Origin of the sequence: Demequina silvatica (genome assembly GCF_000971215.1) — a bacterium.
Lineage (GTDB): Bacteria > Actinomycetota > Actinomycetes > Actinomycetales > Demequinaceae > Demequina > Demequina silvatica.
Genome location: NZ_BBMA01000002.1, coordinates 714566 through 738786, shown reverse-complemented (window position 1 = coordinate 738786; position 24221 = coordinate 714566). Strand labels below are relative to the sequence as shown.

At 72.8% G+C, this 24221-nt stretch carries 25 protein-coding genes and 3 tRNA genes; 9 read left to right on the top strand and 19 right to left on the bottom strand.

All coding sequences use genetic code 11. The features are described 5' to 3' along the window. Positions 1-44: 44 nt before the first annotated feature. Complete coding sequence (locus AOM05_RS03485) at positions 45-794, top strand: DedA family protein (RefSeq protein WP_228373189.1); 750 nt, start codon at positions 45-47, stop codon at positions 792-794. On the opposite strand, the gene AOM05_RS03480 is transcribed toward AOM05_RS03485, so the two are convergent. From AOM05_RS03480 to AOM05_RS03460, 5 genes are read right to left on the bottom strand one after another with little or no spacing between them, the layout of a single operon-like run. Then, positions 782-1498 (bottom strand): type III secretion system chaperone family protein, encoded by a 717-nt coding sequence (locus AOM05_RS03480; protein ID WP_062519461.1) that lies wholly within the window; start codon positions 1496-1498, stop codon positions 782-784. The genes AOM05_RS03485 and AOM05_RS03480 overlap by 13 nt on opposite strands. Positions 1499-1502: 4 nt before the next feature. Continuing rightward, positions 1503-2060, bottom strand: coding sequence for a LemA family protein (locus AOM05_RS03475; RefSeq protein WP_062519460.1), 558 nt, complete (start codon positions 2058-2060; stop codon positions 1503-1505). A 56-nt stretch (positions 2061-2116) separates the two neighbouring features. Continuing rightward, positions 2117-3028 (bottom strand): hypothetical protein, encoded by a 912-nt coding sequence (locus AOM05_RS03470; RefSeq protein ID WP_062519459.1) that lies wholly within the window; start codon positions 3026-3028, stop codon positions 2117-2119. Positions 3029-3074: 46 nt separating this feature from the next. After that, entirely contained in the window at positions 3075-3641 is a 567-nt protein-coding gene (pyrE, locus tag AOM05_RS03465) for an orotate phosphoribosyltransferase (RefSeq protein ID WP_062519457.1), read from the bottom strand. A 33-nt stretch (positions 3642-3674) separates the two neighbouring features. Further along, on the bottom strand, positions 3675-4439 hold the full coding sequence (locus tag AOM05_RS03460; protein ID WP_062519456.1) for an SDR family NAD(P)-dependent oxidoreductase: 765 nt from the start codon (positions 4437-4439) through the stop codon (positions 3675-3677). A 44-nt stretch (positions 4440-4483) separates the two neighbouring features. On the opposite strand from AOM05_RS03460, the gene AOM05_RS03455 reads away from it, so the two are divergent. After that, positions 4484-5269: an exodeoxyribonuclease III gene (locus AOM05_RS03455; RefSeq protein WP_062519455.1), complete on the top strand. Its 786-nt coding sequence runs from the start codon at positions 4484-4486 to the stop codon at positions 5267-5269. A 6-nt stretch (positions 5270-5275) separates the two neighbouring features. Here AOM05_RS03455 and AOM05_RS03450 read toward each other — a convergent pair whose 3' ends face one another. Further along, on the bottom strand, positions 5276-5695 hold the full coding sequence (locus AOM05_RS03450) for a septum formation family protein (protein ID WP_062519454.1): 420 nt from the start codon (positions 5693-5695) through the stop codon (positions 5276-5278). 73 nt (positions 5696-5768) lie between these two features. Then, a complete protein-coding gene (locus AOM05_RS03445) occupies positions 5769-6308 on the bottom strand; it encodes a variant leucine-rich repeat-containing protein (protein ID WP_228373188.1) in 540 nt (179 codons plus the stop codon). Between the two features lie 168 nt (positions 6309-6476). On the opposite strand from AOM05_RS03445, the gene AOM05_RS03440 reads away from it, so the two are divergent. The 3 genes from AOM05_RS03440 to AOM05_RS03430 are packed head-to-tail and all read left to right on the top strand — an operon-like array spanning position 6477 to position 9356. After that, positions 6477-7127 carry a response regulator transcription factor gene (locus AOM05_RS03440; RefSeq protein WP_062519451.1) on the top strand — a complete coding sequence of 217 codons (651 nt, stop codon included), beginning with the start codon at positions 6477-6479 and terminating at the stop codon, positions 7125-7127. A 13-nt stretch (positions 7128-7140) separates the two neighbouring features. Continuing rightward, complete coding sequence (locus AOM05_RS03435; protein WP_062519449.1) at positions 7141-8313, top strand: ATP-binding protein; 1173 nt, start codon at positions 7141-7143, stop codon at positions 8311-8313. Then, the gene (locus AOM05_RS03430) at positions 8310-9356 is read left to right on the top strand and encodes a DUF8320 family protein (RefSeq protein ID WP_062519444.1); all 1047 of its coding nucleotides are present in this window, start codon (positions 8310-8312) and stop codon (positions 9354-9356) included. Before AOM05_RS03435 ends, AOM05_RS03430 begins: the two co-directional genes overlap by 4 nt. 34 nt (positions 9357-9390) lie before the next feature. Here the strand turns inward: AOM05_RS03430 and AOM05_RS03425 are convergent, their stop codons facing one another. From AOM05_RS03425 to AOM05_RS03415, 3 genes are all read right to left on the bottom strand, one after another. Then, positions 9391-9780, bottom strand: a complete 390-nt coding sequence (locus AOM05_RS03425; protein WP_062519442.1) for an SHOCT domain-containing protein — start codon at positions 9778-9780, stop codon at positions 9391-9393. Positions 9781-9883: 103 nt separating this feature from the next. Then, a complete protein-coding gene (locus AOM05_RS03420; protein ID WP_062519440.1) occupies positions 9884-10432 on the bottom strand; it encodes a DnaJ family domain-containing protein in 549 nt (182 codons plus the stop codon). 67 nt (positions 10433-10499) lie between these two features. Next, positions 10500-10575, bottom strand: a tRNA-Arg gene (locus AOM05_RS03415). Positions 10576-10799: 224 nt separating this feature from the next. Between AOM05_RS03415 and AOM05_RS03410 the strand changes: the two genes are divergently transcribed. Next, a complete protein-coding gene (locus AOM05_RS03410; protein ID WP_062519438.1) occupies positions 10800-11786 on the top strand; it encodes an NAD-dependent epimerase/dehydratase family protein in 987 nt (328 codons plus the stop codon). A gap of 99 nt (positions 11787-11885) precedes the next feature. Continuing rightward, positions 11886-12545 (top strand): TetR family transcriptional regulator C-terminal domain-containing protein, encoded by a 660-nt coding sequence (locus tag AOM05_RS03405; protein ID WP_062519436.1) that lies wholly within the window; start codon positions 11886-11888, stop codon positions 12543-12545. A gap of 60 nt (positions 12546-12605) precedes the next feature. Here the strand turns inward: AOM05_RS03405 and AOM05_RS03400 are convergent. The 7 genes from AOM05_RS03400 to AOM05_RS03370 all read right to left on the bottom strand — a co-directional run bounded on the left by AOM05_RS03400 (position 12606) and on the right by AOM05_RS03370 (position 19611). Then, positions 12606-12697, bottom strand: a tRNA-Ser gene (locus AOM05_RS03400). Between the two features lie 54 nt (positions 12698-12751). Further along, a tRNA-Ser gene (locus AOM05_RS03395) sits at positions 12752-12839 on the bottom strand. Between the two features lie 24 nt (positions 12840-12863). Then, complete coding sequence (locus tag AOM05_RS03390) at positions 12864-13292, bottom strand: hypothetical protein (protein WP_062519434.1); 429 nt, start codon at positions 13290-13292, stop codon at positions 12864-12866. Positions 13293-13414: 122 nt separating this feature from the next. Then, the gene (locus AOM05_RS03385; protein WP_062519432.1) at positions 13415-14017 is read right to left on the bottom strand and encodes a GTP-binding protein; all 603 of its coding nucleotides are present in this window, start codon (positions 14015-14017) and stop codon (positions 13415-13417) included. Continuing rightward, a complete protein-coding gene (locus AOM05_RS03380; RefSeq protein WP_156165011.1) occupies positions 13998-14396 on the bottom strand; it encodes a DUF742 domain-containing protein in 399 nt (132 codons plus the stop codon). Before AOM05_RS03380 ends, AOM05_RS03385 begins: the two co-directional genes overlap by 20 nt. A gap of 1 nt (position 14397) precedes the next feature. Then, positions 14398-14838 (bottom strand): roadblock/LC7 domain-containing protein, encoded by a 441-nt coding sequence (locus tag AOM05_RS03375; RefSeq protein WP_062290712.1) that lies wholly within the window; start codon positions 14836-14838, stop codon positions 14398-14400. Between the two features lie 63 nt (positions 14839-14901). Beyond that, positions 14902-19611 carry a HAMP domain-containing histidine kinase gene (locus AOM05_RS03370; protein ID WP_169746712.1) on the bottom strand — a complete coding sequence of 1570 codons (4710 nt, stop codon included), beginning with the start codon at positions 19609-19611 and terminating at the stop codon, positions 14902-14904. A 173-nt stretch (positions 19612-19784) separates the two neighbouring features. Here AOM05_RS03370 and AOM05_RS03365 point away from each other — a divergent pair, with 173 nt between their 5' ends. Then, complete coding sequence (locus AOM05_RS03365; RefSeq protein WP_062519427.1) at positions 19785-20741, top strand: NAD(P)H-quinone oxidoreductase; 957 nt, start codon at positions 19785-19787, stop codon at positions 20739-20741. Here the strand turns inward: AOM05_RS03365 and AOM05_RS03360 are convergent. Further along, positions 20738-21592 (bottom strand): HAD family hydrolase, encoded by an 855-nt coding sequence (locus AOM05_RS03360; RefSeq protein ID WP_062519425.1) that lies wholly within the window; start codon positions 21590-21592, stop codon positions 20738-20740. The genes AOM05_RS03365 and AOM05_RS03360 overlap by 4 nt on opposite strands. Before the next feature lie 76 nt (positions 21593-21668). Next, positions 21669-22940 (bottom strand): serine--tRNA ligase, encoded by a 1272-nt coding sequence (serS, locus tag AOM05_RS03355; RefSeq protein WP_062519423.1) that lies wholly within the window; start codon positions 22938-22940, stop codon positions 21669-21671. A gap of 38 nt (positions 22941-22978) precedes the next feature. On the opposite strand from serS, the gene AOM05_RS03350 reads away from it, so the two are divergent. Continuing rightward, positions 22979-24172: a diacylglycerol/lipid kinase family protein gene (locus tag AOM05_RS03350; protein ID WP_062519421.1), complete on the top strand. Its 1194-nt coding sequence runs from the start codon at positions 22979-22981 to the stop codon at positions 24170-24172. Positions 24173-24221: the final 49 nt, after the last annotated feature.

Genomic DNA, 24221 nt, shown 5'->3' with positions numbered 1-24221 from the left:
ATCCTCGCAGCAGGCTCCCAGGACCGTGCGCCTACAGTGTCCCCGTGACCCTGACCGCGCTCGCCACCACGCTCCCGACCGCCGTGCCGATGCTCGGCCCCGACTGGCTCGACCCCGAGACCATGATCGAGGGCTTCATCACCCGATGGGGCGTGTGGGCCGTCGCGGCCGTCTGCGTGGTGGTGATCATCGAGACGGGCCTCCTGTTCCCCCTGCTCCCCGGCGACTCGCTGCTGTTCACCGTGGGCCTGTTCGTGGGCACCGGCGCGATCGACCTGCCCCTGTGGCTCACCTGCCTGGTCCTGTTCCTCGCCGCGTTCGCGGGCGACCAGCTCGGCTACGCGATCGGGCGCAAGGCCGGCCCCGCGATCTTCCGGCGCCCCGACTCGCGGTGGTTCAAGCAGGAGCACATCACCAGGACGCACGCGTTCTTCGACCGCTACGGCGGCCGCGCGCTGGTGCTCGGGCGGTTCGTGCCGTTCGTGCGCACGTACATCCCGGTCGCCGCCGGGATCGGCCGCATGCCGTACCGGCACTTCGTCACCTACAACGCGATCGGCGCGTTCGCGTGGGGCGTGTGCATCACCGTGCTCGGCTACTTCCTGGGCAACATCGCGATCATCCGCGACAACCTCGAGGCGGCCGCCATCGTGATCGTCGGCTTCTCGGTGCTGCCGATCGTGATCGAGTGGTGGAAGCACCGCCGGGAGGCGCGCGCCACGGTAGCGCAGGGGGACGATGCGGTGGTCGCCGAGGACGGCGCGGTCGCCCCGGAGACGCGTCAGGCGCCGTAGTCGGCGAGCACGAACGGCGGGATCGCGGAGGTGAACGCCTCGAGACGGTCCAGCGTCGCGTCGAGGTGGGCGAGGTCGGGACGGCCGTGCCGCACCACCGCGGCCAGGTTGCCCTCGATGACGAGCGTCGCGCCCGACCACGCGGGGCGCAGCAGCTCCTCGATCACGTGAGGCGCGAGCACGGCGTGCGCGTACGCGTCGTCACGGGTGCTCACGCGCCACCGGCGGTTGAACTCGTGCGACTCGGTGTCGACGTCGCCCCACCCGAGGCCGGTGAGCGCACGCTGGAGCACGTCGTCCGGCGCGAAGCGCAGCGGCGGCAGCGCCGCACCCAGGGGCACCCAGACCACCTGGAAGTCCTCGCGCGAGGTGTGGCGGTTGCCCTTGGAGTCGCGCGTGTGCTCGACCACCACGTAGCGGAACGCCTGGAACGGGCGCCCGTCGCGCGCACCGGTGATGATCTCGCGGGCCTGCCGCTCGTCCCCCGCGCCGAAGGGGCGCGTCGAGAGCCGCTCGGCCAGCGCATCGTCCCTGTCGGTCCAGGTCCAGCCCCGCGACGTGACCCACGCCACGGTCTGCGCGCGCCAGCGCTGCACGGCCTGCTGGTAGCGGATGGCGCCCCACGCGATCGCCGCGATGAACGCCGCGCCGAGCAGGAACGAGAGCACCGTTGAGACGGGCCCGCCGTCGCCGAAGAAGAACACGGCGTCAGAACTGGACGTTCGGGGCCTGGCGGGCCGCGTCCTCCGTCTCGAAGTACTCCTCGCGGTGGAACCCGAACATGTTCGCGATGATCACGGTCGGGAACGTCTCGATGCGCGTGTTGAGGCTGCGCACGTTCGCGTTGTAGAACCGGCGGCCGGCGGCGATGCGGTCCTCGGTGTTGGTGAGCTCCTGCTGGAGCTGCATGAAGTTCTGGTTGGCCTTGAGGTCGGGGTATGCCTCGGCCACGGCGAACAGGCGGCCGAGCGCCTGGGTGAGCATGTTCTCCTGCGCGGCCTGCTCGGCGGGCGAGGAGCCGGGAGCGGCGGCGATGGTGCGCGCCTGCGTCACGGCCTCGAGGGTGCTCGCCTCGTGCTTGGCGTAGCCCTTGACGGTCTCCACCAGGTTGGGGATGAGGTCATGGCGGCGCTGCAGCTCGACGTCGATCTGGCGCCACGCCTCCTGCACCAGGTTGCGCAGCCGTACCAGGCCGTTGTACGCCGCGACGGCCCAGAGGGCGATGATCACGACGATCACCGCGAGCGCGATGAGGAACCATTCCATGTGTCTCTCCTGACGTCTGTGGCGACTCTAGCGAGGTTCCGCGCGGCCCGACAGGCTCACGCGCGGGGTGCCTCCGGGTCGGCGTCCGGCTCCCGCGGCGTCCACTGCTGGGCCTCGTCCGCGCCGATCCCGGTGTAGCGGCGCGAGTTGAGCACGCCGGGGGTGGTCGCCCACGCGGGTCCCACGAGCGGGGCGTCCGGGTCCGCCATCGCGGCACCCTGGTCCTCGAAGCGGCGGATCACGTGCGCGGGGATGCGGCGCGCGATGCCCGTCACCACGTCGAGCCGCCTGCTGAGCGTCTCCACGCCCTCGCGGCCGGGCGACCAGGTGAGCACGGCGCCGCCGTCGATCCGGAGGGACCTGCCCTGGACGTCGTGCGCGAGGAGCCGCTCGATCATCCGGGGGTCGATCACGTCGTGGCCGTACTTGAGGTCGCGGGCGATCACGCGCCAGCGCGCGTTGAACGCGTGCGACTCGACCTCGATGTCGGTGCCGCCGAGCGCCTGAGCGACGTGATGGCCCAGGTGCTCGGGGACGATGTCGAGGCGCGGCAGCCGCACCGGCAGCTCCGCGAGCGTCACCTGGAACACCTGCGCGGAGGAGCGCTGACCGTCGGTCTGCTGCTCGACCACGTGGGTGAACGTCGCGCAGCGCACGCCGCCGTAGGTGCCGCGCAGCACGTCCTCCTGGCGGACGCTGCTCCCGCCGAGGTCGAACGGCTGTCCCGAGAACCGCATCGAGTAGGCCGCGGTGCGCGGCAGGTGCTCCCAGCCGTGCTCGAGCGCGAAGCGCGCCGCGCGGTCGCCGTGGTGGAGCTTCTCGTACGCCTCCCACGCGACCAGCCCGAGCGCGGCGACGCCCGCGACGGCGAGCACCACGAAGGCGGCGCCGCCGCCGATCACGTACGCGATGACGCCCAGGCCCGCGAGGGCGCCGGTGCCGACGCGCATCGCGGTGATCCCTCGCATGGCGGTCACCCTAGCGACGGACGCCGCCCGCGTGAAGGGTGCGGGCTCAGCCGAGCCCGAGGTCCTCGAGCCCGTAGAGGTAGAGGTAGGGCAGGCCCTCCTCCTCGATGACCTCGCGGGCGCCGGTGTTGCGGTCGACGATCACGGCGACCGCGACCACGTCCGCGCCCGCCTCGCGCAGCGCGCTCACCGCGGTGAGCACGGAGCCGCCCGTGGTGGACGTGTCCTCGACCGCGACCACCTTGCGACCCGCGACGTCGGGGCCCTCGATGCGGCGCTGCAGGCCGTGCGCCTTGTTCTCCTTGCGCACCACGAACGAGTCGAGGTCGAGCCCGCGCGAGGCCGCCGCGTGCATGAGCGCCGTCGCGACCGGGTCCGCGCCGAGCGTGAGGCCGCCCACCGCGTCGACGTCCGCCGGACCGAAGCCCGCCTCCTCGAGCGCGTCGAGCAGCACGTGGCCCACGAGCGGCGCGGCGCGGTGGTGCAGGGTGATGCGGCGCAGGTCGACGTAGTAGTCCGCCTCCTTGCCCGAGGCGAGGGTGATGCGGCCGTGCACGACGGCGAGGTCCTTGATGAGGTCGCGCAGCTGCTCGCGCGGGGTGCCGGTGGTCATGGCGCCCAGCCTATCGGGGGACGATGCGCGGGCTCAGTCGGCCTGCTGGCTGCGGCGGCCGCGCGTGAGGCGCTTGGGGACGGCGCGGAGCACGGCGCCGGCGACGGCGTAGCCGGGCGACGGGGTGACCACCGTCTGGCCGCGGCGCACCGCGGCGAGCGCGGAACGGACCACCGGCTCCGGGTCGAGCCACACGGCGTCGGGGAAATCGTGGCGCATGTGGGACAGGGCGTCCGAGTCGTGGAACCGGGTCCGTACCAGGCCGGGCAGCACCGCGGTGGCGGTCACGCCGGTGCCGCCCAGCTGGCCCGCGAGCGCCTGGGTGAACTCCACGGCCCAGCGCTTGTGCGCGGCGTAGGTGGTGTTGCCCAGGTGCGCGGCGACCGAGGCGACGTTGAGGATCGCGCCGTGACCGCGCTCCACCATCCCGGGGACGGCGGCGTGTGCGAGCCGTAGGGGCGCGGTGACGTGGATGTCGAGCAGCGCCTTCTCGTGGCGCCAGCTCGAGTCCGCGAAGCGCTCGCCTATCCCGAAGCCGGCGTTGTTCACGAGCAGGCTGACCGGGCGCTCGTCCGCCTGGAGGCGCGCCGCGACCGCGGTGCGGCCCTTCTCCGTGGTGAGGTCCGCGGGGAGGATCTCCGCGTGGCGACCGGTCGCGCCCTCGAGCAGGTGCGCGACCTCGGACAGGCGGTCGCGCGAGCGCGCCACCAGCACCACGTCGTGGCCCGCGGTGGCGAGCTGCCACGCGAACTCCTCGCCGAGCCCTGCGGAGGCTCCCGTCACCAAAGCGATGGCCATGCGACGAGGCTACCCGTGCATCGTCCCCCGGTAGTTTGGTGACCATGCGCCTCGCCACCTGGAACGTGAACTCCATCCGCGCCCGCGTCGACCGCGTGGTCGACTGGCTCGAGCGGTCCCAGACGGACGTGCTCGCGATGCAGGAGATCAAGTGCAAGCCCGAGCAGTTCCCGCGCGAGGCGTTCGAGGCCGCCGGGTACGAGCTCGCGATCCACGGCCTCAACCAGTGGAACGGCGTGGCGATCGCGTCGCGTGTGGGGCTCGCGGACGTCGAGGCGTCCTTCCCCGCTCAGCCCGGCTTCGCGAAGACGGGCGACCCGGTGGTGGAGGCGAGGGCGATCGGCGCGACCGCCGGGGGCGTGCGCGTGTGGAGCCTGTACGTGCCCAACGGACGCGGCCTCGCGGACCCGCACTACGCGTACAAGCTGGACTTCCTCGCGCGCCTGCGCGACGCCGCCGCGACGTGGGCGGACGCGCCCACCGCGCTCGTGGGCGACTTCAACGTCGCGCCGCTGCCCACCGACATCTGGTCGGAGGAGGACTCCGAGGCGGTCACCCACGTGACGCCCGAGGCACGCGCGGCCTTCCACGCGTTCGAGGACGCCGGCTACACGGAGCTGTCGCGCCGGTTCCTGCCCGAGGAGCGCACCTACACGTTCTGGGACTACAAGGCGCTGCGCTTCCCCAAGGGCGAGGGCATGCGAATCGACTTCGTCTACGCGTCGCAGCCGCTGGCGGAGCGGGTCACCGCGGCGAGCATCGTGCGCGACGAGCGCAAGGGCAAGGGCGCCTCCGACCACGTGCCCGTGGTGGTCGAGATCGCCGACTGACCCGTCCTATCCGGCCAGGGTCCCCTCGAACACCACGGGGACGCCGGACTCCGGGTCCGGCGCGAACGCCGCGCAGACCGCGCCGCGGCCACCGTCCGCCCACACGTCCTCGAGCGGGTACGTGTAGAAGATGTCGAGGGACGAGGTGCGGTAGGGCTCGCCCACGTAGTCGTCGAAGCGGTCGACGCACTCAGCCTCGACGTCCGCGACGATCGCGTCCTCGTCGAACGTCTCCGCGGTGACGTCGAACGTCGCGTACACCTCCGCCTCGTGGGGGCCGTCGCAGGCGACCACGGGGACGTCGCGCACGGAGTCGCCCACGCCCGAGATGGTGAGGCAATCGCCCACAGCGAGCGGGCGGGCGTCGCCGGCGGCGCAGGCCGTGAGCACCAGGGCGGAGGCGAGCAGCGGGATGAGGCGGAGCATGGCTGCGACCGTACCGTGCCTCGCGCGTGCGGAGCGCCCGTGGTCGGGGCTGCTCCGTGCTGCTCGGGGCCGCTCAGCCGAGCAGGCGGCCGCGGGCGGAGATCGCCGCGAGCACGGCGGGCTCGCCCTGCTCGATGAGCCACTGCAGCAGGCTCGACGGCGCGGACGGGTTCGCGGCGATCGCGGGACGGAGCTCGGGGTGCGAGTAGGCGAGCTCGGAGAGCTCGTTGGCGGTCGCGTAGGGGCTCGCGGCGAGCAGCCGCTCGGCGCCCTCCCCCGCGACGGTGAACGGAGCCGCGAACCGGGTGGGCGACGCGGCGGCGAAGGTCTGCGTCTCGACGGCGGGTGCGTGCGACTCCCGGATGATCCGGCGGACGATCACGACGATGATCGCGATCGGGACCAGCGGCAGGATCATCACCACCGGCGGGACGCGCATGTCGAGCGCGTACTCGGCCAGGAAGGCGAAGGAGATGAAGGTGACGGCGCCGACGAGGAAGATGATCCTCGAGCCGGCGCTCAGGGCCACGCGAGAGTGGAGAGAGGCGATGACGACGAGTGCGAGCATTCCCCCCGTGACGACGAGAGCCAAGGACTCGGTCGACCAGCTCACTACTCGAACCCCTCTCCACCTCCCGCGTGAACCTCGAGATGAGCCTCCCGTGATCCCCAAGCACCAGCAAGCCCCCATTTATGGGGGCACTCGCCCCGATCGCCACCGCTTCCAGGCCATTCACCCTCCGGTCGACTACGATTCGGTCTCATGGAAGGGGGGACCGCCATGACCGCCGCGAAGGAGCACCGCGTCATCGCCCTCGTCGAGGACCACGCACTCATCTCGCTCGGATTCCGCGACCTCATCGAGGGCGCGCAGGATCTCGAGCTCGCCGGGCTCGTCGAGAGCGTCGACGCGCTGCCCGGCCTGGGCCGCACGCTGGACCTGGTGGTCCTCGACCTGCGGCTCGCCGACGGATCGACGCCCGAGGCGAACATCGCCGCGGTGCACGCGATGGGCGCCCACGTGCTCATCTACACGGGCGGCGAGGACCGTCGCCTCATCCAGTCGGCCGCGCGGGCCGGTGCTCTGGGGCTCATCCGCAAGTCCTCCGAGCCGGACGTGCTGCTCGACGCGATCCGCACCGCGGCCGCGGGCCAGGAGGTCTTCGGGACCGACTGGGCGGCCGCCATCGACTCCGACGACGCGCTGGCGGACGCGAAGCTGAGCGCCCGCGAGCGCGAGATCCTGTCGCTGTACGCCTCGGGGCTCACCGCGTACTCGGTCGCGCGTCACCTGGGGGTCTCGCGCGAGACGGTGGCGGACTACGTGAGCCGGATCCGCCGCAAGTACGCGGACGCGGGCCGGCCGGCGCAGTCCCGCGTCGACCTGTACAAGCGCGCGCTCGAGGACGGGCTGCTCGAGGGACCTCAGTAGCGGTGGGCGCTCGGTGAACGGTGCGACGCGGCCCGCCCGCGAACGCATCCAGCGCACGCTGCTGCTCGCCGTCGGCATCGGCGCGATCGTGTTCGGCGCGCTGCTCGCGGGCGGCGCGAGCGGCTTCCTCGCCCAGATCGACCAGCTCTACGCGCCCCTCGGGATCCTCACCGTCGTGGTCGGCGTGGTGATCCCGGCGCTCTACACGGTGCTGTCGCGGCTGCTGCCCATCCGGCCGCTGCTGCTCATCGCGGGCGTGACGTCGCTGGTGTTCATGGCGATCCAGATCGCGTGGCCGCTGATGATGAAGGAGCCGCTGCTCGCGGACGACGGCACGCCGTGGACGCAGGGCATCAACGCGATCCACGCGACCGCCGCCGCGATCGCGTGGCCCCGGATCATGGGGTGGGTCTACCCGCTGGTGCAGGGCCCGGTGGTGGCCGTCACGCAGATGCAGGTCCGCGACGACGCGGCCCTCGAGGCCACGCTCGACGGCATGGGCGCGATCATCTACTGCCTCATCCTGTGCGGCGTCTCTATCGCGATGATCGCGGCGGGCGACCGGCAGGACACCGCCGCGGCCCATGCCCGCGAGCAGGCGGCCCTCGAGGCGAGCCGGCGCACCCGCGAGGCCGAGCAGTCCCGCATCAACGCGATCGTGCACGACGACGTGATGTCGGTGCTGCTGGCCGCCTCGCGCCCGTCGCCGCCCGACTCGCTCGCGGACCAGGCGCGTCACGCGATCACCAGCGTCGAGTCGCTGGTGAGCGGCCGCACCGAGACCCGCGACTACGACCCCGAGGAGTTCGTCGCGGTGGTCCGCTCGACCGCCGCGACCGTGGACTCCGCTATCCCGGTCCGCTACGCGGTCGACGGCGCCGCGCCCATGCCCGCCGGCGTGGTCGCCGCCTTCGCGGAGGCGACGGCGGAGGCGCTGCGCAACGCGCTCGGGCACGGCGGGCCCGACAGCGACCCGCGCGTCGAGTGCGACGTCGACGACGCGGCGGCGCGCGTGGTCATCGCGGACCAGGGCCAGGGCTTCTCCGCCACCCGCGTGTCGCAGCGCAGGCTCGGCATCCGGGTGTCGATCCTCGAACGCATGCGCACCGTCACCGGTGGCGATGCCGAGGTGTCCTCGACGCCGGGAGTCGGCACCACCGTCATCCTGTCCTGGAGCCGCGCATGAGCCTCGGTCACCCCGCCCCGCCGCAGGCGTCCCGCACGGTGGACGTGAGCCGCCTCCTCGCGCTCAGCTCCGAGGGCGCGAGCCTCATCCTCGGCGTCTTCATCGTCACCAACGTGGTCTTCACCATCTCCACCATCCACACGCTGGAGACGCGCTGGCCCGCGTACGTCGCCGCGGTGATCGTCAGCGCCGCCGGCGTGCTGCTCGCCCGCCCGCACCCGGACCCGTTCCCGCTCCGCGACTCGCTGCTGGTGGTCGCCGCGGTGGTGGTGTCGACCCTCCTCATCTCCTGGACGCTCCCGACGGAGGGCTCCCCCGGCCGCGCGTCCTGGCACCTCGGCTCCAACACGTGGCTGCTGTGGTTCCTCATCCTGCGCGGCCGCACGGGGCTCGCGTGGGCGGCCGCCGGCGCGATGGCGGCGATCACCATGGTCTGGACCGCGACCACCGGACGTTCGGCGCTCACCGGGCTCACCATGGTCGACACGCAGCTCGGGCTGCTCGTGGTCGCGACGCTCTTCGTCACCAGCCTGCGACGCACCGCCCACCGCATCAACGAGCTCACCGAGCGGTCCGTCGATGCGGCCGCGGCGGCCGCGACCGCGGAGGCCGGCCGTCAGGTGCGCCTGCAGCGCGCCGCCGAGGTCGCGACGGCCACCATGCCGTTCCTGCGGCGCATCGCCGACGGGGCGCCGCTCGACACGCAGGAGCGCGCGAGCATCCGCGAGGCGGAGGCACGGCTGCGCGACAGCGTCCGTGGGCGCGCGCTCGCGACGCCGGCGGTGCTGGATGCGGCTACGGCCGCGCGTGCGCGCGGCGTCGACGTCACGCTGCTCGACGACCGCGGCGCGGGCCTCGACTCGGGCGACGCGATGGCGCGGGTGGACGATGCGGTGGCGTCGGCCCTCGCGGCCGCGTCCGGCACGGTCACGGTGCGGCTCCTGCCGCCCGACCGCGAGGAGGCCGTCACCATCGTCGCGATCGACGGCGACCACGTCACCCGCACCGTGCTCGATCAGGCGGGGAACACGACGGCGGCCTGACCCCGAAGGGCCAGGCCGCCGTGATGAGGTGGGTTCAGGCGAGGGCCTTGGCCTTGATGGCCTCGTACTCCTCGGCCGTGATGGCGCCCGAGTCGAGCAGCTCCTTCGCGGCCTTGATCTCGCCGGCGGGGCCGGCCTCGCTCATGAGGCCCTTGGTGTACTCGACCTGCGCCGCACGCATCGCCTCGGCGTCCGCCATGTCGCGCTCGGCCATGCCCTTGCCGCGGGCGAAGATGTAGATCAGGGCGCCGAGCACGGGCAGGAGCACGAGCAGCAGCGTCCACAGGATCTTGGCGAAGACGCCGATGCTCTTGTCACGGAACACGTCGATGACGAACCGGATGACGAGGAAGATGAACGAGATCCAGATGAAGAACCACAGGGACCACAGCAGGATGTTGAAGAAGTTGGCGAAGAAGTCCATCGCGGGGCCTTTCTGCAGCCGGACCCCATGTCCGGGCTGACACCTCAGACGCTAGCGCAATTTGCGGCGTTAGCGGGGGTGATGGAGCCTCCGCCACGCGCGCTCAGCCCCGGCGCCGTGCGCGCCAACGACGCACCTCCGCCTCGACGTCCCGCGTGGGGGTGACGAGCGGCGGCCCGTCGACCGGTCGGGCGCGGGCGGTGATGACGCGCGCGTTGAACTCGGCGAGGGCGTCGCGGACCTCCGCCTCGTCCCACATGGCGTCGAGGCGCGCGTCCAGGGCCCCGTCCTCGCGGCGCAGCAGCACGGACTCGGGCGCGAGCCCGGACAGCTGCTCGCGCTCCACCAGCGCCTTGGTCCACCAGTCGGGATCGTTGCTGGTCAGGCCCGGGATGGGCTTGCCCGCGAGGGGCAGGTCGTCGAAGTCGCCGCGCCGCTGGGCGTCGAGGATCTGGCGCTCGACCCAGAGGTGCTGAGTCTCGGCCTTGTCCCGTCTCCGCCGCTCGGCGAGGCGTTCCTCGCGTGCGCGACGCTCGTGGTCCGCGGCACGGCTCGCGATGTCGACGGGCTCGGCGGGATCCGCGTCGCCGTCATGCTCGGCGGCGTAGCGCGCCGCCGCCAGCTGCGGGTCGGAAGGCTGCGGGTCGCGCATCCGACCATGGTGGCACGCGCACTCCGGATACGACGAAGGCCGGACCATGCGGTCCGGCCTCGATGTCTGGCGCGCCCGGAGGGATTCGAACCCCCAACCTTCTGATCCGTAGTCAGATGCTCTATCCGTTGAGCTACGGGCGCGTGACCCTCGCGGGCCGAGACACAACTATACAGGCTTCGCGGAGCACCGCTGACCATGCCCCCTGGCAGGCCCGTGGCGCCACGCGAATTCCCTGTTCAACGGCACAAATACCCTCAAACCACTTCACAAGGTACACCCCCGCGCGGCATGATCGGGGGGTCGGGGAGGGCCGCATGGCAGGTTCCCGATGTCTGGTCGCGGGGGATCTCGAGGGGGGCTGGAGATGACCGACATGTGGCAGGGGCGTACGTGCCTGGTGACGGGCGGCGCAGGTTTCGGAGGCAGCCATCTGGTCGCCGAGCTGGTCGAACGCGGCGCACGGGTGACCGTGATCGATCGCGAACCGATCGAGGGCAAGCCCCTCGAGGACATGGGCGTCGAGGACGCCATCACCTTCGTGCTGGGCGACCTGCGCGACGGCGCGCTCACCAAGGAGCTGGTGGGCGCCGGCGGCTTCGACGTGGTGTTCCACCTCGCCGCCGACCCGATCGTGATCAACAGCATCCGCGATCCCGAGGCGGTGGTGGACACCAACGTGCGCGGCACCGCGACCCTGCTCGAGGCGGTGCGGATCGCGCCCAACACGCCGCTGTTCGTGAACGCCTCGAGCGGCGCGTACTACGGCGACAACTTCGATCCGGCGCCCATCCCGGAGACTCAGGAGCCCGGTCCCGCGTCGAACCTCTACGGCCCGTCGAAGGTGGCCGCCGAGATGATCCTGCGGGGCTACGGCAAGGCCTTCGGGATCCCGCACGCCTCGTGTCGCTTCATGAACACCTACGGCCCCGGGGACCGTCACGAGTCGCGGCTGGTGCCCCGGGCGCTGTCGCAGCTCGCCTCGGGCGCGGAGTACGACTTCGGCGACCGCGACGACGGCTCGACCCGCCTGGACTTCCTCTACGTGGGCGACATGGCGCGCGCCTACATGAGCGCCGCCGAGCACCTCGCCCGCGGCGGAGAGTCGACCGCCTTCAACTTCGGCACCGCGACGCTCACCTCGGTGCGCGACGTCGCCGAGCGCCTGAGCCTCGCCTTCGACGGCACCGCGCGCGAGCCGCAGTTCCGCGGCGTCCGCACCGGCCCGGTGCGCCAGAAGCGCCTCGAGGTGTCGCGCGCGGAGTCCGTGCTCGGGTGGACCGCATCGACGTCGCTCGACGAGGGCCTGGCCGCCACCGTCGCCTGGCACCGCGCCGCCGTCCCCGCGACCTGACGCCCGCAGCCTGACGCACCCAGCGTGCCGCCGCGCGGCGCGCGCCTTGACGCGGGTCTACAGTCGAAGGACCGGGACGACGACGTTCGGGAGGCGGCGATGACGCACGAGACCGGCATCCAGGGACCCGCCGGGGGACGCCTCCGGCTCGAGCTCGACGAGCGCGCGCTCGCGGCCGCGGCGCTCGACGAGATCCGCGTCAGCGGCTGGCGCGACGGCTCCGCCGAGCGGGTCGCCGCCGCGGCCGGCCTCACGCTCGACGACCTGCGGCGCACCTACCCTGACGAACGCGAGCTCCTGGTCGACGCCCTGCGCCTGCGCGACGACCTGGGCATCGACCTGCTCCCCGATACGCCGCGAGACGGCCGCGGGCTGCTCCAGGCCTTCATCGACATCGCCCGCTTCGGCACCGAGACGCCCGGCACGCTGGAGCTCTTCTCCACCCTCGCGACCGCCTCGACCGCTCCGGACCACCCGGGCCACGAGTACTTCCGCGCCCGCTACGCCTGGCTGCGCGGACTCCTGGTCGACGCGCTGCGCGAGCTCGAGGAGGAGGGCGAGCTCAAGCGCCGCTGCGACCCCATGGACGTCGCCGCGCAGGCGATCGCGCTGCTCGACGGTCTCCAGATCCAGTGGCTCCTGGAGCGCGACGCGATCGACGTCGAGGGCCTGCTGCGCGGCTTCCTCGACCGCTACCTCCACGAGCCGCTCGAACCCGCCCGGCCCATCCGGGTCCCGCAGGCCGCGGCGCCCGCGTGACCCGCGCATCGTCCCCAGCAGAAAGGCCCCGACGCGTGAGCGCCGGGGCCTTCCCGAGAGCGGAGACGGTGGGATTTGAACCCACGGAGGGGGTATAAGCCCCTCACGGTCTTAGCAGGACCGCGCACTAGACCTGACTATGCGACGTCTCCAAGGGTGCCCAGGATAGCGGGCGCACGGCGACGGGAGCAAAATCCGCCACGCGGCGGAGAGTGTGGGATTCGAACCCACGGAGACGGGTTACGCCTCAACGGTTTTCAAGACCGTCACCTTCGGCCGCTCGGTCAACTCTCCTCGACGCGTGCGAGCCGGGAACGGTCACGCGCCGGTTGTATTGTGCCAGCCCGGAGCGAGGCCCGGGCTCAGCACCTGGAGCTCGTAGAGCTCGGCGGCGCGGGCGAGCTCGACGTCGTAGGTGAGGATCGCGTGGATCTGCGGGTGCGCGACCGCCGCGCCCAGGTGCAGCGCCGCGAAGGGCTTGAGCACCGCGACCGCGTGGGTCGACACGGACATGTTGTGCTCGGAGAAGCGGATCACCGGGATGGAGCCGCGCACCATCTCCACCACGTCGAAGGCCTTGGCCTTCTGCTCGCGCGGGTACAGCTCCGCGGCCTGGCGCAGCTCGGTGAACCCGAGCTGGGTGGTCGCGAGCTCGTGGATCCGTGGCACCGCGAAGTCGTTGAACTCGTCGAAGAACCGCACGCCGGGCAGGAACCGGCACAGACCGGTGCCGTCGACGTAGATCACGGTAGAAGGGTAGCCCGCGCGCGGACGGCCGCCCCGCACCGGCTCGGCAGGGGACGATGCGCGGGTCGCCCCGGACATGGCAGAGCCCCCGCGAACGGGGGCTCCGCCTGCCTCAGCTGGGTTCAGCGGCTGCGGATGCGGCGCATCGCAAGCTGGACGACCGAGATCAGGGCCTGCTTGGTGGCGGCCTTCTCGCGGGCGTCGGTGTACATGATCGGGGTGTCCTCGGACAGGCCGAGGGCCTCGCGGACGTCCTCGAGGGTGTGGCGGGCCACGCCGTCGAAGCAGTTGACGCACACGACGAACGGGATGCCCCGGCCCTCGAAGTAGTCGACCGCGGGGAAGCACTGGTCGAGACGCTCGGTGTCGACCAGGACCACGGCGCCGATCGCGCCGCGCACCAGGTCGTCCCACATGAACAGGAAGCGGTCCTGGCCAGGGGTGCCGAACAGGTAGAGCCACAGGGAGCCCGGCAGCGCGATGCGGCCGAAGTCCATGGCGACGGTGGTGGTGGTCTTGCGGTCCGTGACGCCGCCCGCGTCGTCGACGCCGACCGAGTGCTCGGTCATGGCGGCCTCGGTGTTGAGCGGGTCGATGTCGGAGATGGAGCCGATGAAGGTGGTCTTGCCGACGGCGAAGCCGCCCGCGATGACGATCTTCACGACGGTGGGCGCGGTGGTGGCCGCCGGCGCGGCGACGGCCGCGTTAGAGGGCTGCGATGCCATCGAGGACACTCTCCAGGAGACTGAGGGACAGGCCGCCGGACGCATCGTGCGTGGTCGCGTCGTCGGCCGTGCCGCCTACGTGGATCTTCAGATAGTTGACTTCGGCAAGGTCCGTCACCAGCACCCGGACCACACCCAGCGGAAGCCGGGTGTGGGCCGAGAGCTCGGCCACGGACTGGAACTGACCCTGAGCAAGCTGCAGGATCTTCTTCTTCTCGGGCGTGAGGCCCGAGGAAGCCTGGGGGTCGACCGTCGACTCGACCAGTGCCTCCATGGGCAGGTCGGAGCTCGCGGCGCTCACGCGTCCACCGGTCAGCGCATAGGGCCTGACGGTGTACGCCTCCTCCTCGCCGTCGTGCGGCATCGTGTCGTCGGACATGTCAGACCCGCGTCTGGCCGTCCGTCGGGAGGTTCTGACGCATCTCGGTGATGAGCTGCGGCGTCAGGGCGTTCTCGAAGCGCGAGACGAGCAGCGTCATCTCGTAGCCCACGAGGCCGACGTCGCAGGTCGAGTCCGCGGCGACCGCGAGCACCGAGCCGTTCGAGACGCTCATGAGGAACAGGAACAGCTCGTCCATCTCGACGATCGACTGGCGCACCTCGCCCGCCTGCAGCTGGCGCGCGGCGCCACGCGTGAGGCTCGACATGCCCGCGACGATCGCGGCCAGGGTGTCGCCCTCCGTGCGGTCGAGGTTCTTCGACATGGCCATGAGCAGGCCGTCCGCGCTCACCACGAGGGTGTGGCGCGTGCCGGGCACAGACTCGACGAAGTTGTCCAGGAGCCACCCGAAATTGGTGGCCTCGGTGCTGAGGGCGGTCACTTGTGCTCCTTGAGGGTGGTGCGGGGCCGGAAGGCCTGGGGGTTGCGGGGGGCGGTCATGGGGTCACTCGTTCGCCGGCTGGGGCGAGTGGAGGTCGAGCTCGGCAGCGTCGCTGCGGGCGCGCTGGGTGCCCGAGTAGAAGCTGCTGAAGCGGCTGCGGACCGCCTCCGCGTCGCGCTCCTTGGGGGCGAGGGTGACCTCGTCCTCGAGGGGCGTCGTCTCGACCGGCGCCGCCTCGGGGCGGCGACGCTTCTGGAGCCCGGCCTTGGTCTTCTCGACGCGGGGGCGGGACTCCGACAGCGAGCTGAGCTCCGAGAACGCGGCGCGGGTCAGGTCGACCTCGTCCTCCCAGCCCCGACCCGAGGAGTGCTCGGTGTCGATCACGGGCTGGTACGACTGCGCGACGGACTCCTCGCCGGCGGCGGCGAGCGCCGAGGCTCCGGCGCTCTCCCACCCGTGCGCCTCCGCCAGCTGCTCGGGCGTGAGGGCGGCGGCGGGCTCAGGAGCCGGCGCTGCGGCCGGCCACTCGGGCTGGAACGATGCGGCGGTCCAGGGCGTGTACGGCTCCGCCGGGGCGTCCTGGGTCGCGTCCGCGGCGGGCGCCTCGGGCTCGAAGGACGTGGCCCACGCGCGTTCGGGCTCGGCCGCGACCGGCTCGGGCGTCGCGACGGTCTCGGCGACCGGCGCCACGGGCTCGGGCAGCGCCGCGGGCTCGAAGGCGCCGGGCTGGAACGCCTCGGGCTGGGTCGCGGGCTCGACGGACGCGGGAGCGAACGCCGGGGAGGGCTCCTGGGCGAACGGCTTGCCTGCCGGCTCGGCGTCGCGGCGACCGCGGCCGAACAGGCGGCCGAAGAAGCCCTCGCGGCCCGCCTCGTGTCCGGAGGCCTCCGCGATGATGTCGTCGATGCTCGGACCGCCGTGGGTCGCGTCCTCGACCGCGGGTGCCTCGGGGATGGTCTCCTCGTGGACACGGGCGGCCTCGCGGGCGTGCTCGTGCTCGGCGGCGGCCGCGGCGAACGCGGCGGCGTCGAGCCACGGCGCGGCAGGCGCCTCGGGCACGGTCTCCGCAGCGGGCTCGGGCTCCGGCGCCGCAACGGCGTCGGCGACCTCGGGCGCGGGGTCCTCGACCAGGGCGATGGGCGCGAACGCGGGCGCCGCGGGCTCGTCGGTCTCGGCCAGCGAGACGTTCTCGACGGGCTCGATCGGCTGCGCGCCGGGCACGGGCCAGGCGGCGGGCGCCTCGATGCGGGGCTCGGCCACGCTCGCCCACGGCATCACCGGGGCGGGCGCCTCGGCAGCCTCGGGCGCGTCGGTCACGATCGCCTCGTCAGCGGGCGTCTCGTCCTCGGGCTCGAGCAGCGGGATCGACAGCGCGTCGAACTCCGCCGGGGTCTCCAGCTGCCGCTCGGGCTGCGGCGCGGGCTCCGGCTCGGGCTGCGGCTCGGGCTGCGGCTCGATCGCCTGGGCCGCACGCTCGCGGCGTGTCAGCGGGGCGGGCGTGATCGCGGGCTGCTCGGCACCCGCGAAGGCCGCGCCGTACGGCGACCGCGCGAACGGCGAGGCCGGGGCGATCTGCTCGGCGGTGACAGCGGGGATCTCGGCGGTCGCCAGCTTCGGCATGGAGAACGTGGGGACCGCCGGGGCGGGCTCCTCGACGGGCTCCGCAACCTCGGGCTCCACGACCTCGGGCTCCTCGGCAACGGGCTCGAAGGCCGGCGCGAAGGCGGGCTCCGGCTCGAACACCGGTGCGTCCTCGGCCAGCGGCTCGAGCACGGGCTCGACCATCGGCGCCGGCTCGGGCGCGGCCGCGGGCTGCTCGGCGGCCGCCTCGCTGGCGCGACGGAACGCGTCGTACGCGGCGAACGCACCGCCGGCCGCACGGGTGGGCAGCACCGGAGCCGCGGGCTCGGTCGGCGCCTCGTCCGCGATGGCCTCGGCCATCACCGGGGGCTCGACCGCGGGCAGCGGCTCGGCCGCGCCGGGCTGCTCGGCGTCGCGGCGGGCACGGAACCCGCGGAACACGGACGCGCGCTCCTCCGGCGTCTGCGGCGCCACCTCGGCGGGCGAGACGGCGGGCGTGAACGCGGAGGCCTCCGCGTCGAGCGCGTCGAGCTGGTCGGCGGTCGCACGCACGGGCAGTCCGACGCCGGTCTGCTCGGGCTCGGCCGGCGCCTCGACGGGTGCCTCGGCGTCGCGGCGGCGGCGCGTGGGCAGGCCCGCCGTGGTGGTGCCGGACGTCAGCTCGGGACCGGACACCTCCTCGACCACCGGGGCGGCCGCGGCGTCGGCGGCGATGAGCGCCTCGAGCCCCACAGGCATGGGGATCGAGTCGTCGTCCTCCACCGCAGGGGCCGCGACCTCGGGCTCCGCCACCGCCACGGGCGCGGGGGTGACGGCAGGCTCCTCGGCGCCGCGGCCGGACAGGCTCGCGCCCTCGACCACGGCCGTGGGGGCGTACGCCCCGGCGGCCGGGGCCGTCGCGGCGGGCGCGGTCGCCTCGGGCGCCTCGAACAGCGCGGACGGCAGGAACACGGTCGCGACGGTGCCGCGGCCCTCGAGCGAGGACAGCGCGACCTGCGCGCCCAGGCGGCGGGCGATGCGGCCGACCACGAACAGGCCCAGGCGCTGCGCACCCAGGATCTCGGAGGCGGCGCTGGACTGCACGCGACTGTTGGCCTCGACCAGCTCGGCCTCGGTCATGCCGATGCCGGTGTCGATCACCTCGACGGTGAAGCCCTCCTCGGTGCGGCCGGTGCGGACCACCACGCGAGAGCCGGGGTCCGAGAACACGGTGGCGTTCTCGAGCAGCTCCGCGAACAGGTGCGCGGCGGTGAGGGCCTGGTGGCCGAGCATCGCGGGGTCGACCACGAGGTCGAGGTCGACGCGCTCGTACAGCTCGATCTCGGACGATGCGGTGCGCACCACGTCCGACAGCGGCATAGGGCGGCGCAGGCGACGTCCGGTGTCGATGCCGGCGAGCACGAGCAGCGACTCCGAGTTGCGGCGCATCCGGGTCGCGAGGTGGTCGAGCGCGAACAGACGCGTGAGGCGGTCCGGGTCGTCCTCGCTGCGCTCCATCTCGTCGATGCTGGAGAGCTGGCGGTTGAGGAGCACCTGGTCGCGACGGGCGACGTTGACGAACATCTCGGAGATCGAGCCACGCAGGGCGGCCTGCTCACGCGCGATCTCGATGGTGGCCGCGTTGACGCCGTTGAACGCCTCCGCGAGGCGTCCCACCTCGTCCTGCGACTCGACGGTGATCTGGACCTCCGAGACGTCGACGTCCTCACCGGGCTGCGCGACGCGCTCCACCAGGCGGGGCAGCTCCTCACGGACCGCGGAGGCGGTCGTGGTGAGGCGGCGGAGCGGGTTGACGATCCGGCGGGAGATGGCGAACGCGATGAGCAGCGAGCCGACGACGGCGCCGACACCGATGGCAAGGGTGAGGTACGTCGCGGAGAGCGCGTTGCGCGAGTTCGCCGAGATGGCGCTCGTGGTGCGGTCCCACGCCTCCTCGCGGAGCGGGATGTACTGGTCGAGCTCGAGCTGGACCTTCGCGGGCCAGTCGGCGTTGCTCGACGTCGCGAGCGCGGAGTCGAGGCCGGTGAGCACGGAACCCTGGATGGTGGTGAACGACGATCCGGTCGAGCTGGCCGAGGCGCCGAAGTCCGGCACCTCGATCGCGGGGCTCAGGCCGATGCCGCGCGCCTGCGCGTCCTCGAGCGCGAGGCGGGTCCGCTCGACGATGGTCCGGGTGTTCGCGATCTCGGCGGTCACGAACGCGCCCTGACGGATGAGGCGGTCGAACGCGTCGCCCTCGTACTTGACGCGCTCGATCAGGCGGTCGAGCGAGCCGTACGCCTGCAGCGTCGCGACGACGTTGCGGTCGGGCACCGCGAGCGCGACGGCGTCGGTGGCGTCGACGAACGTGTCGACGACCTCGGTGTAGTACTTGAGGATCGCGGACGGCGAGAGGGTCGCGGAGCGGACGCCGGCGCGGACCCCGGGAAGCGAGTCGCGCAGCGCGCTGCCGGCGGCGACCGAGGCGAGCGCCGCGGCGTTGTCCTCGTTGGCCTCGACCGTCGCGGCCTCGGCGGCGATGTCGTCCAGGCCGCTGTCGACCTTGGGGAAAGTGGCCTCGAGGGTCGCGCGGAGATCGGCGGTGTCGGAGAAGAGCGTGTGGGCGTACGCGGCCTCCTGCTCGATGGCGAAGGAGAGCGCGGCGAACTCGAGGGCGAGGTCGAGCTCCTCGGGCGCCTGGTTCGACATGGTGTCCAGCGAGCGGGACGCGTCGCTGTACTCCTTGTCCATGGCGGCGACCTCCTCGGCGGTCGGCATGACCACCCAGTCGCCCTCGGTCTCGGGCGCGGACATCTTCACGGCGCGCGCCTCGGGAAGCATGTCGGCCCCGGCGCCGCCGAGCTGGTCGGCGGCGAAGGCGAGCAGCGAGTCCGCGGCGGGCGAGTCGAGCTTGTCGACCTCGCTTGCGAGCGTGTCCCACCGCCGGGTGACCTCGTCCTGGGCGTCCACGAGCTTCGAGTTCGTGTCCTGGATCACGTGGACGTAGGTGAGGGCGGCCGTGCGCTCGGTCTGGAGGTCGCCCTCCGTCTCGCGCGCCTGCCCCAGCGTGTCCACCAGCCGCTCGGCGTTGGAGCTGCTGCTGTAGGACCGCGACGCGGTGACGGAGATGTACGCCACCGCCGCGACCAGCACGAGAACGGGCACCATGACGACGGCGAGGAGCTTTCCTCGAATGCCGAGCCTCTGAAGCATGGACCTTCCCCTCCCGAGCCGCCGCACAGGCGTGACGCCTCTATGCGTGGATTCAAGCGGCTGCTCCCCTGGGTTATCGGCTGCACCTGGGGGAACATGAGCCATCATCCGTGCGCGATGTGTGTTGAGAGGATAGGGGCGGCGCACTATGACGGAGAAAATCGGAGAAAGTGATGAAAGCCACTCTTGTCACCTCCCCCGGTGATCCGGGGGCATTGTCCCTGGCAGATGTCGAAATGCCTGCTCCTGGGCCGCATGACGCTGTGATGCGGATCACAGCGGCGGGGGTGAACAGGGCGGACATCCTGCAGCGTCAGGGGCGTTATCCGGCCCCTCCGGGGGCGCCGTCCTGGCCGGGGCTCGAGGCGGCGGGCACGCTCGACTCGGCCCCCGCATCGTCCCCCTGGCGCGCGGGCGACCGCGCCTGCGCGCTGCTTCCCGGCGGCGGCTACGCCGAGCGCGCGGTGGTCGACGCGTCGCTGCTGCTGCCCGTGCCCGACGGCGTGAGCGACGTCGAGGCCGCCTCGCTGGTCGAGGCGTGCTGCACGGTGGTGTCGAACCTGGACGCCGCGGACGCGCGCGCGGGCGAGACCCTCCTGGTACACGGCGGATCGGGCGGCGTGGGAACCGCGGCGATCCAGATCGCGAAGGCGCGCGGGATGCGCGTGATCGCCACCGCGGGCGGGGCCGAGCGGGCGCGCCGCTGCCTCGAGCTCGGCGCGGACGTCGCGCTGGACCACCGCGAGGACTGGGCCGCGGGTGTCGCGGAGCAGGGCGGCGCGGACGTCATCCTCGACGTGGTGGGCGCCGCCTACCTGGGCGCGAACGTGCGCGCGCTGCGCACGGGCGGACGCCTGGTGGTGATCGGCCTGCAGAAGGGTGCCCGCGCGGAGCTGGACCTGGGGGCGCTGCTCGCCAGGCGCGCCACCGTCATGGGCACCACGCTGCGGGCGCGGCCGCTCGCCGAGCGCGCGGCCATCGTGGCGCGGGTGCGCGAGGAGGTGTGGCCGCTGGTGCCCGCGCGCGTGCGACCCGTGGTCCACGCGACGTTCCCGCTCGAGCGCGCCGCCGACGCGCACCGCGCCCTCGAGTCGGGCGAGGTGTTCGGGAAGGTGGTCCTGACCGTCTAGAGGACGGCGAGCCGGTCGGGGTCGATCAGCCGGTCGAGCACGGTGAGGATGCCGTCCTCCTCGACGGAGCCGACCACCTCGTCCGCCGCCTCCTTGACGCGGGCGGGCGCGGTGCCCATCGCGGCGGAGTGCCCGGCCCACTCGAGCATGTCGATGTCGTTGTTGCCGTCGCCCACCGCGACCGTGTGGTCGGGGTAGACGCCCAGCTGGCGGCGCAGCGTCTCGAGCGCGGAGGCCTTGGACACGCCGGGCGGGGTCAGGTCGAGCCACGCCGACCAGCCCACGGCGTACGTGACGTCGTTGAGGCCGATGCGGTGGACCAGGCCGTCGAAGTGGCTCACGTCGACGCCGGGGGCGCGGATGACCACGCGGGTCGCCTCGTCGTGGCAGAGCTCGTCGAAGTCGGTGACCACGCGCTGGCGGCCCACCAGCTCCCCCTCGGGGAACTCGCGGTTGACCAGGAAGCCGACCCCGAGGTCCTCGACCGCGTAGAAGGCGTCGGGGAGCTCGTCGCGCACCAGCTCGAGGGCGGCGCGCGGGTTGAAGGTGACCTTCTCGACGATGTCGTAGCCGCCGGGCGAGGCCGGGTTGAGCCGGACGGTGACGGCACCGTTGGAGCACACGGCCCAGCCGCGGCGGATGCCCAGGCGCTGCGCGACGGGCATCATCCCGAGGATGTTGCGGCCGGTCGCGAGGATGACGTGGTTGCGGCACATGCGCGCGCGCTCGACCGCGTCCGCGACGGCGGGCGAGATCTCCCCGCCCCAGTGCATGAGCGTGCCGTCGATGTCGAGGCCCACGAGCCGCCACAGGTCCGGGGACAGCGGCGGGCGGAGCTCGCGATCGTTCATGGCTCGACCCTACGACGGTGCGACGGCACGGCCGGCCACGCACGGGTGACGGTCGGGTGAACGGGCACGGCGGGTCTCAGCGCACCGGCTCGAGGACCTCGAGGCCGCCGAGGTACGGGCGCAGCACCTCCGGCACGCGCACCGAACCGTCCGCCTGCTGGTGGTTCTCCAGCAGGGCGACCAGCCAGCGCGTGGTGCCGATGGTGCCGTTGATGGTGGCGACCGGCGCGGTGCCGTTCTCGACGCGCTCCCGCGTGTTGAGGCGACGAGCCTGGTAGGTGGTGCAGTTCGAGGTGGAGGTGACCTCCATCCAGCGCTGCTGGGACGGCAGCCAGGCCTCGCAGTCGAACTTGCGGGCGGCGCTCGAGCCGAGGTCGCCCGCCGCGGTGTCGATCACGCGGTAGGGAAGCTCGAGGGCCTGGAGCATCTCCTCCTCGATCGAGAGGAACCGCTCGTGCTCGGCGGCGGCGTCCTCGGCGTGCGCGTACGCGAACATCTCGACCTTGTGGAACTGGTGGACGCGGATGATGCCGCGGGTGTCGCGGCCGGCGGACCCGGCCTCGCGTCGGTAGCAGGCGCTCCAGCCCGCGTAGCGGAGCGGGCCGGCGTCGAGGTCGAGGATCTCGTCCGCGTGGTAGCCCGCGAGCGCGACCTCCGAGGTGCCGACCAGGTAGAGGTCGTCGCGCTCGAGGAAGTAGATCTCCTCGGCGTGCTTGCCCAGGAAGCCGGTGCCCGCCATGGTCTCGGGCCGCACGAGCGTCGGGGTGATCATCGGGCTGAAGCCGCGACGGTACGCGAGGTCCATCGCGGCGTTGAGGACGGCGAGCTCCAGGCGAGCGCCGATGCCGGTGAGGAAGTAGAAGCGCGCGCCGGAGACCTTCGCGCCGCGCTCCATGTCGATGGCCTTGAGCCCCTCGCCGAGCGCGAGGTGGTCCTGCACCTCGATGCCCTCCGCCGCGAAGTCGCGCGGCGATCCGACGTGGCGCAGCACGGTGAAGTCGTCCTCGCCGCCCGCCGGGACGCCCGGCTCGGGGATGTTCCCCAGGGACCGGGCGAGCTCGACCGCGCGGGCGGACGCCGCATCGGCCGTCGCCTGCAGCTCCTTGACGCGCGCCGCGAGGTCCTTGGTGCGGGCCAGCAGGGCCTGCTTCTCCTCGCCCTGGGCGCGGGCCACGTCCTTGCCGATCGCCTTCTGCTCGGCGCGGGCGACCTCGAACTCCTTGAGGGCGGCGCGGTTCGCGGCGTCCGCCTCGAGGACCTGGTCCACCACGGCCGGGTCGTCGCCGCGGGATCGCTGGCTCTCCCTCACGACGTCGGGTTCGGCACGCAGGAGCTTGAGGTCGATCATGCGGGTCAGTCTATCGACGGCGGACGTACGCTCTCCTCATGACCCCCGCGCTCGTGATCTCCCTGATAGCCCTGCTGGTCGCGGTCGCGGGTCTCGCGCTGGTGGTGAGCGTCACGCGCCACATCGGCAAGCGCGATCCGGTCGCGGTGCCGCGACGGTGGCGCCGCCTGCTGCTCATCAAGCCCATGCCCACCATGGAGCTCGGCGCGGCGACGGCGCGCTCGGACGCCCGCGAGCGCGTCGCGTTCATCGCGAATCCCACCAAGGACGGCGTCGCGGAGCTGCGCGAGCAGGCCCTGCGCGCGTGCGCGATCCGCTACCTGCCCCAGCCGATGTGGCTGTACACCACGCCGGACGATCCGGGCCGGGACATCGCCAAGGAGGCGATCGACGCGGGCGCGGACCTGGTGGTCGCCGTGGGCGGCGACGGCACCGTACGCGCGGTCGCGGAGGCGGTGGCCGGCACCGGCGTGCCCATGGCGATCATGCCCATGGGCACCGGCAACCTGTTCGCGCGCAACCTCGACCTGCCGCTGGGCGACACGGCGGCGCTGCTGCGGACTGCGCTCGACGGCGCCGAGCGCACGGCGGACGTCGGTTGGCTCCAGCTGGTGCGCACTCCCGACGGCGACGGGGAGGGCGAGCGCCACATCTTCCTGGTGATCGCGGGCGCGGGCCTCGACGCGGAGATGGTGGCCGGCGCGGACGACAACCTCAAGCGCAGGCTCGGGTGGGTCGCCTACTTCTTCGCCGCCGTGCGCCACCTGGGCAAGCGCATGGAGGCGCGGATCACCGTGGACGACGGCGAGCCGCAGACCAGCCGCATGCGCACCGTGCTCATCGCGAACGTGGGGCGCCTGCCGGCGGGTATCCAGCTGATCCCGGACGCGAGCTTCGACGACGGCCGCATCGACATCGCGACCCTCGACGCGCGCGGCGGGATCGTAGGCTGGACGGAGCTGTTCGGCACCGTGGTCGCGCAGGGCGCGGGGATCCGCGAGCCGTGGCATCAGCGGGTGTGGCGCACGTCGCGGATCGACCACGTGCGCGGCAGCACCGTGGAGATCAAGGTGGCCGAGCCGCAGAAGGTGCAGGTCGACGGCGAGGCGCTCGGGCGTGCGACCCGGATCCTCGCGGAGGTCCAGCCCGGCGCGCTCGTGCTGCGCGTTCCTGCCACGGGGACGTCCGGCAAGGAGGCCGTCGCCGACGCGGAGGCGACGCAGGCGGGCTGACCCGGCCCGCGCATCGTCCCGCGGTGCCCTCCGCTGACACACGGGGGTA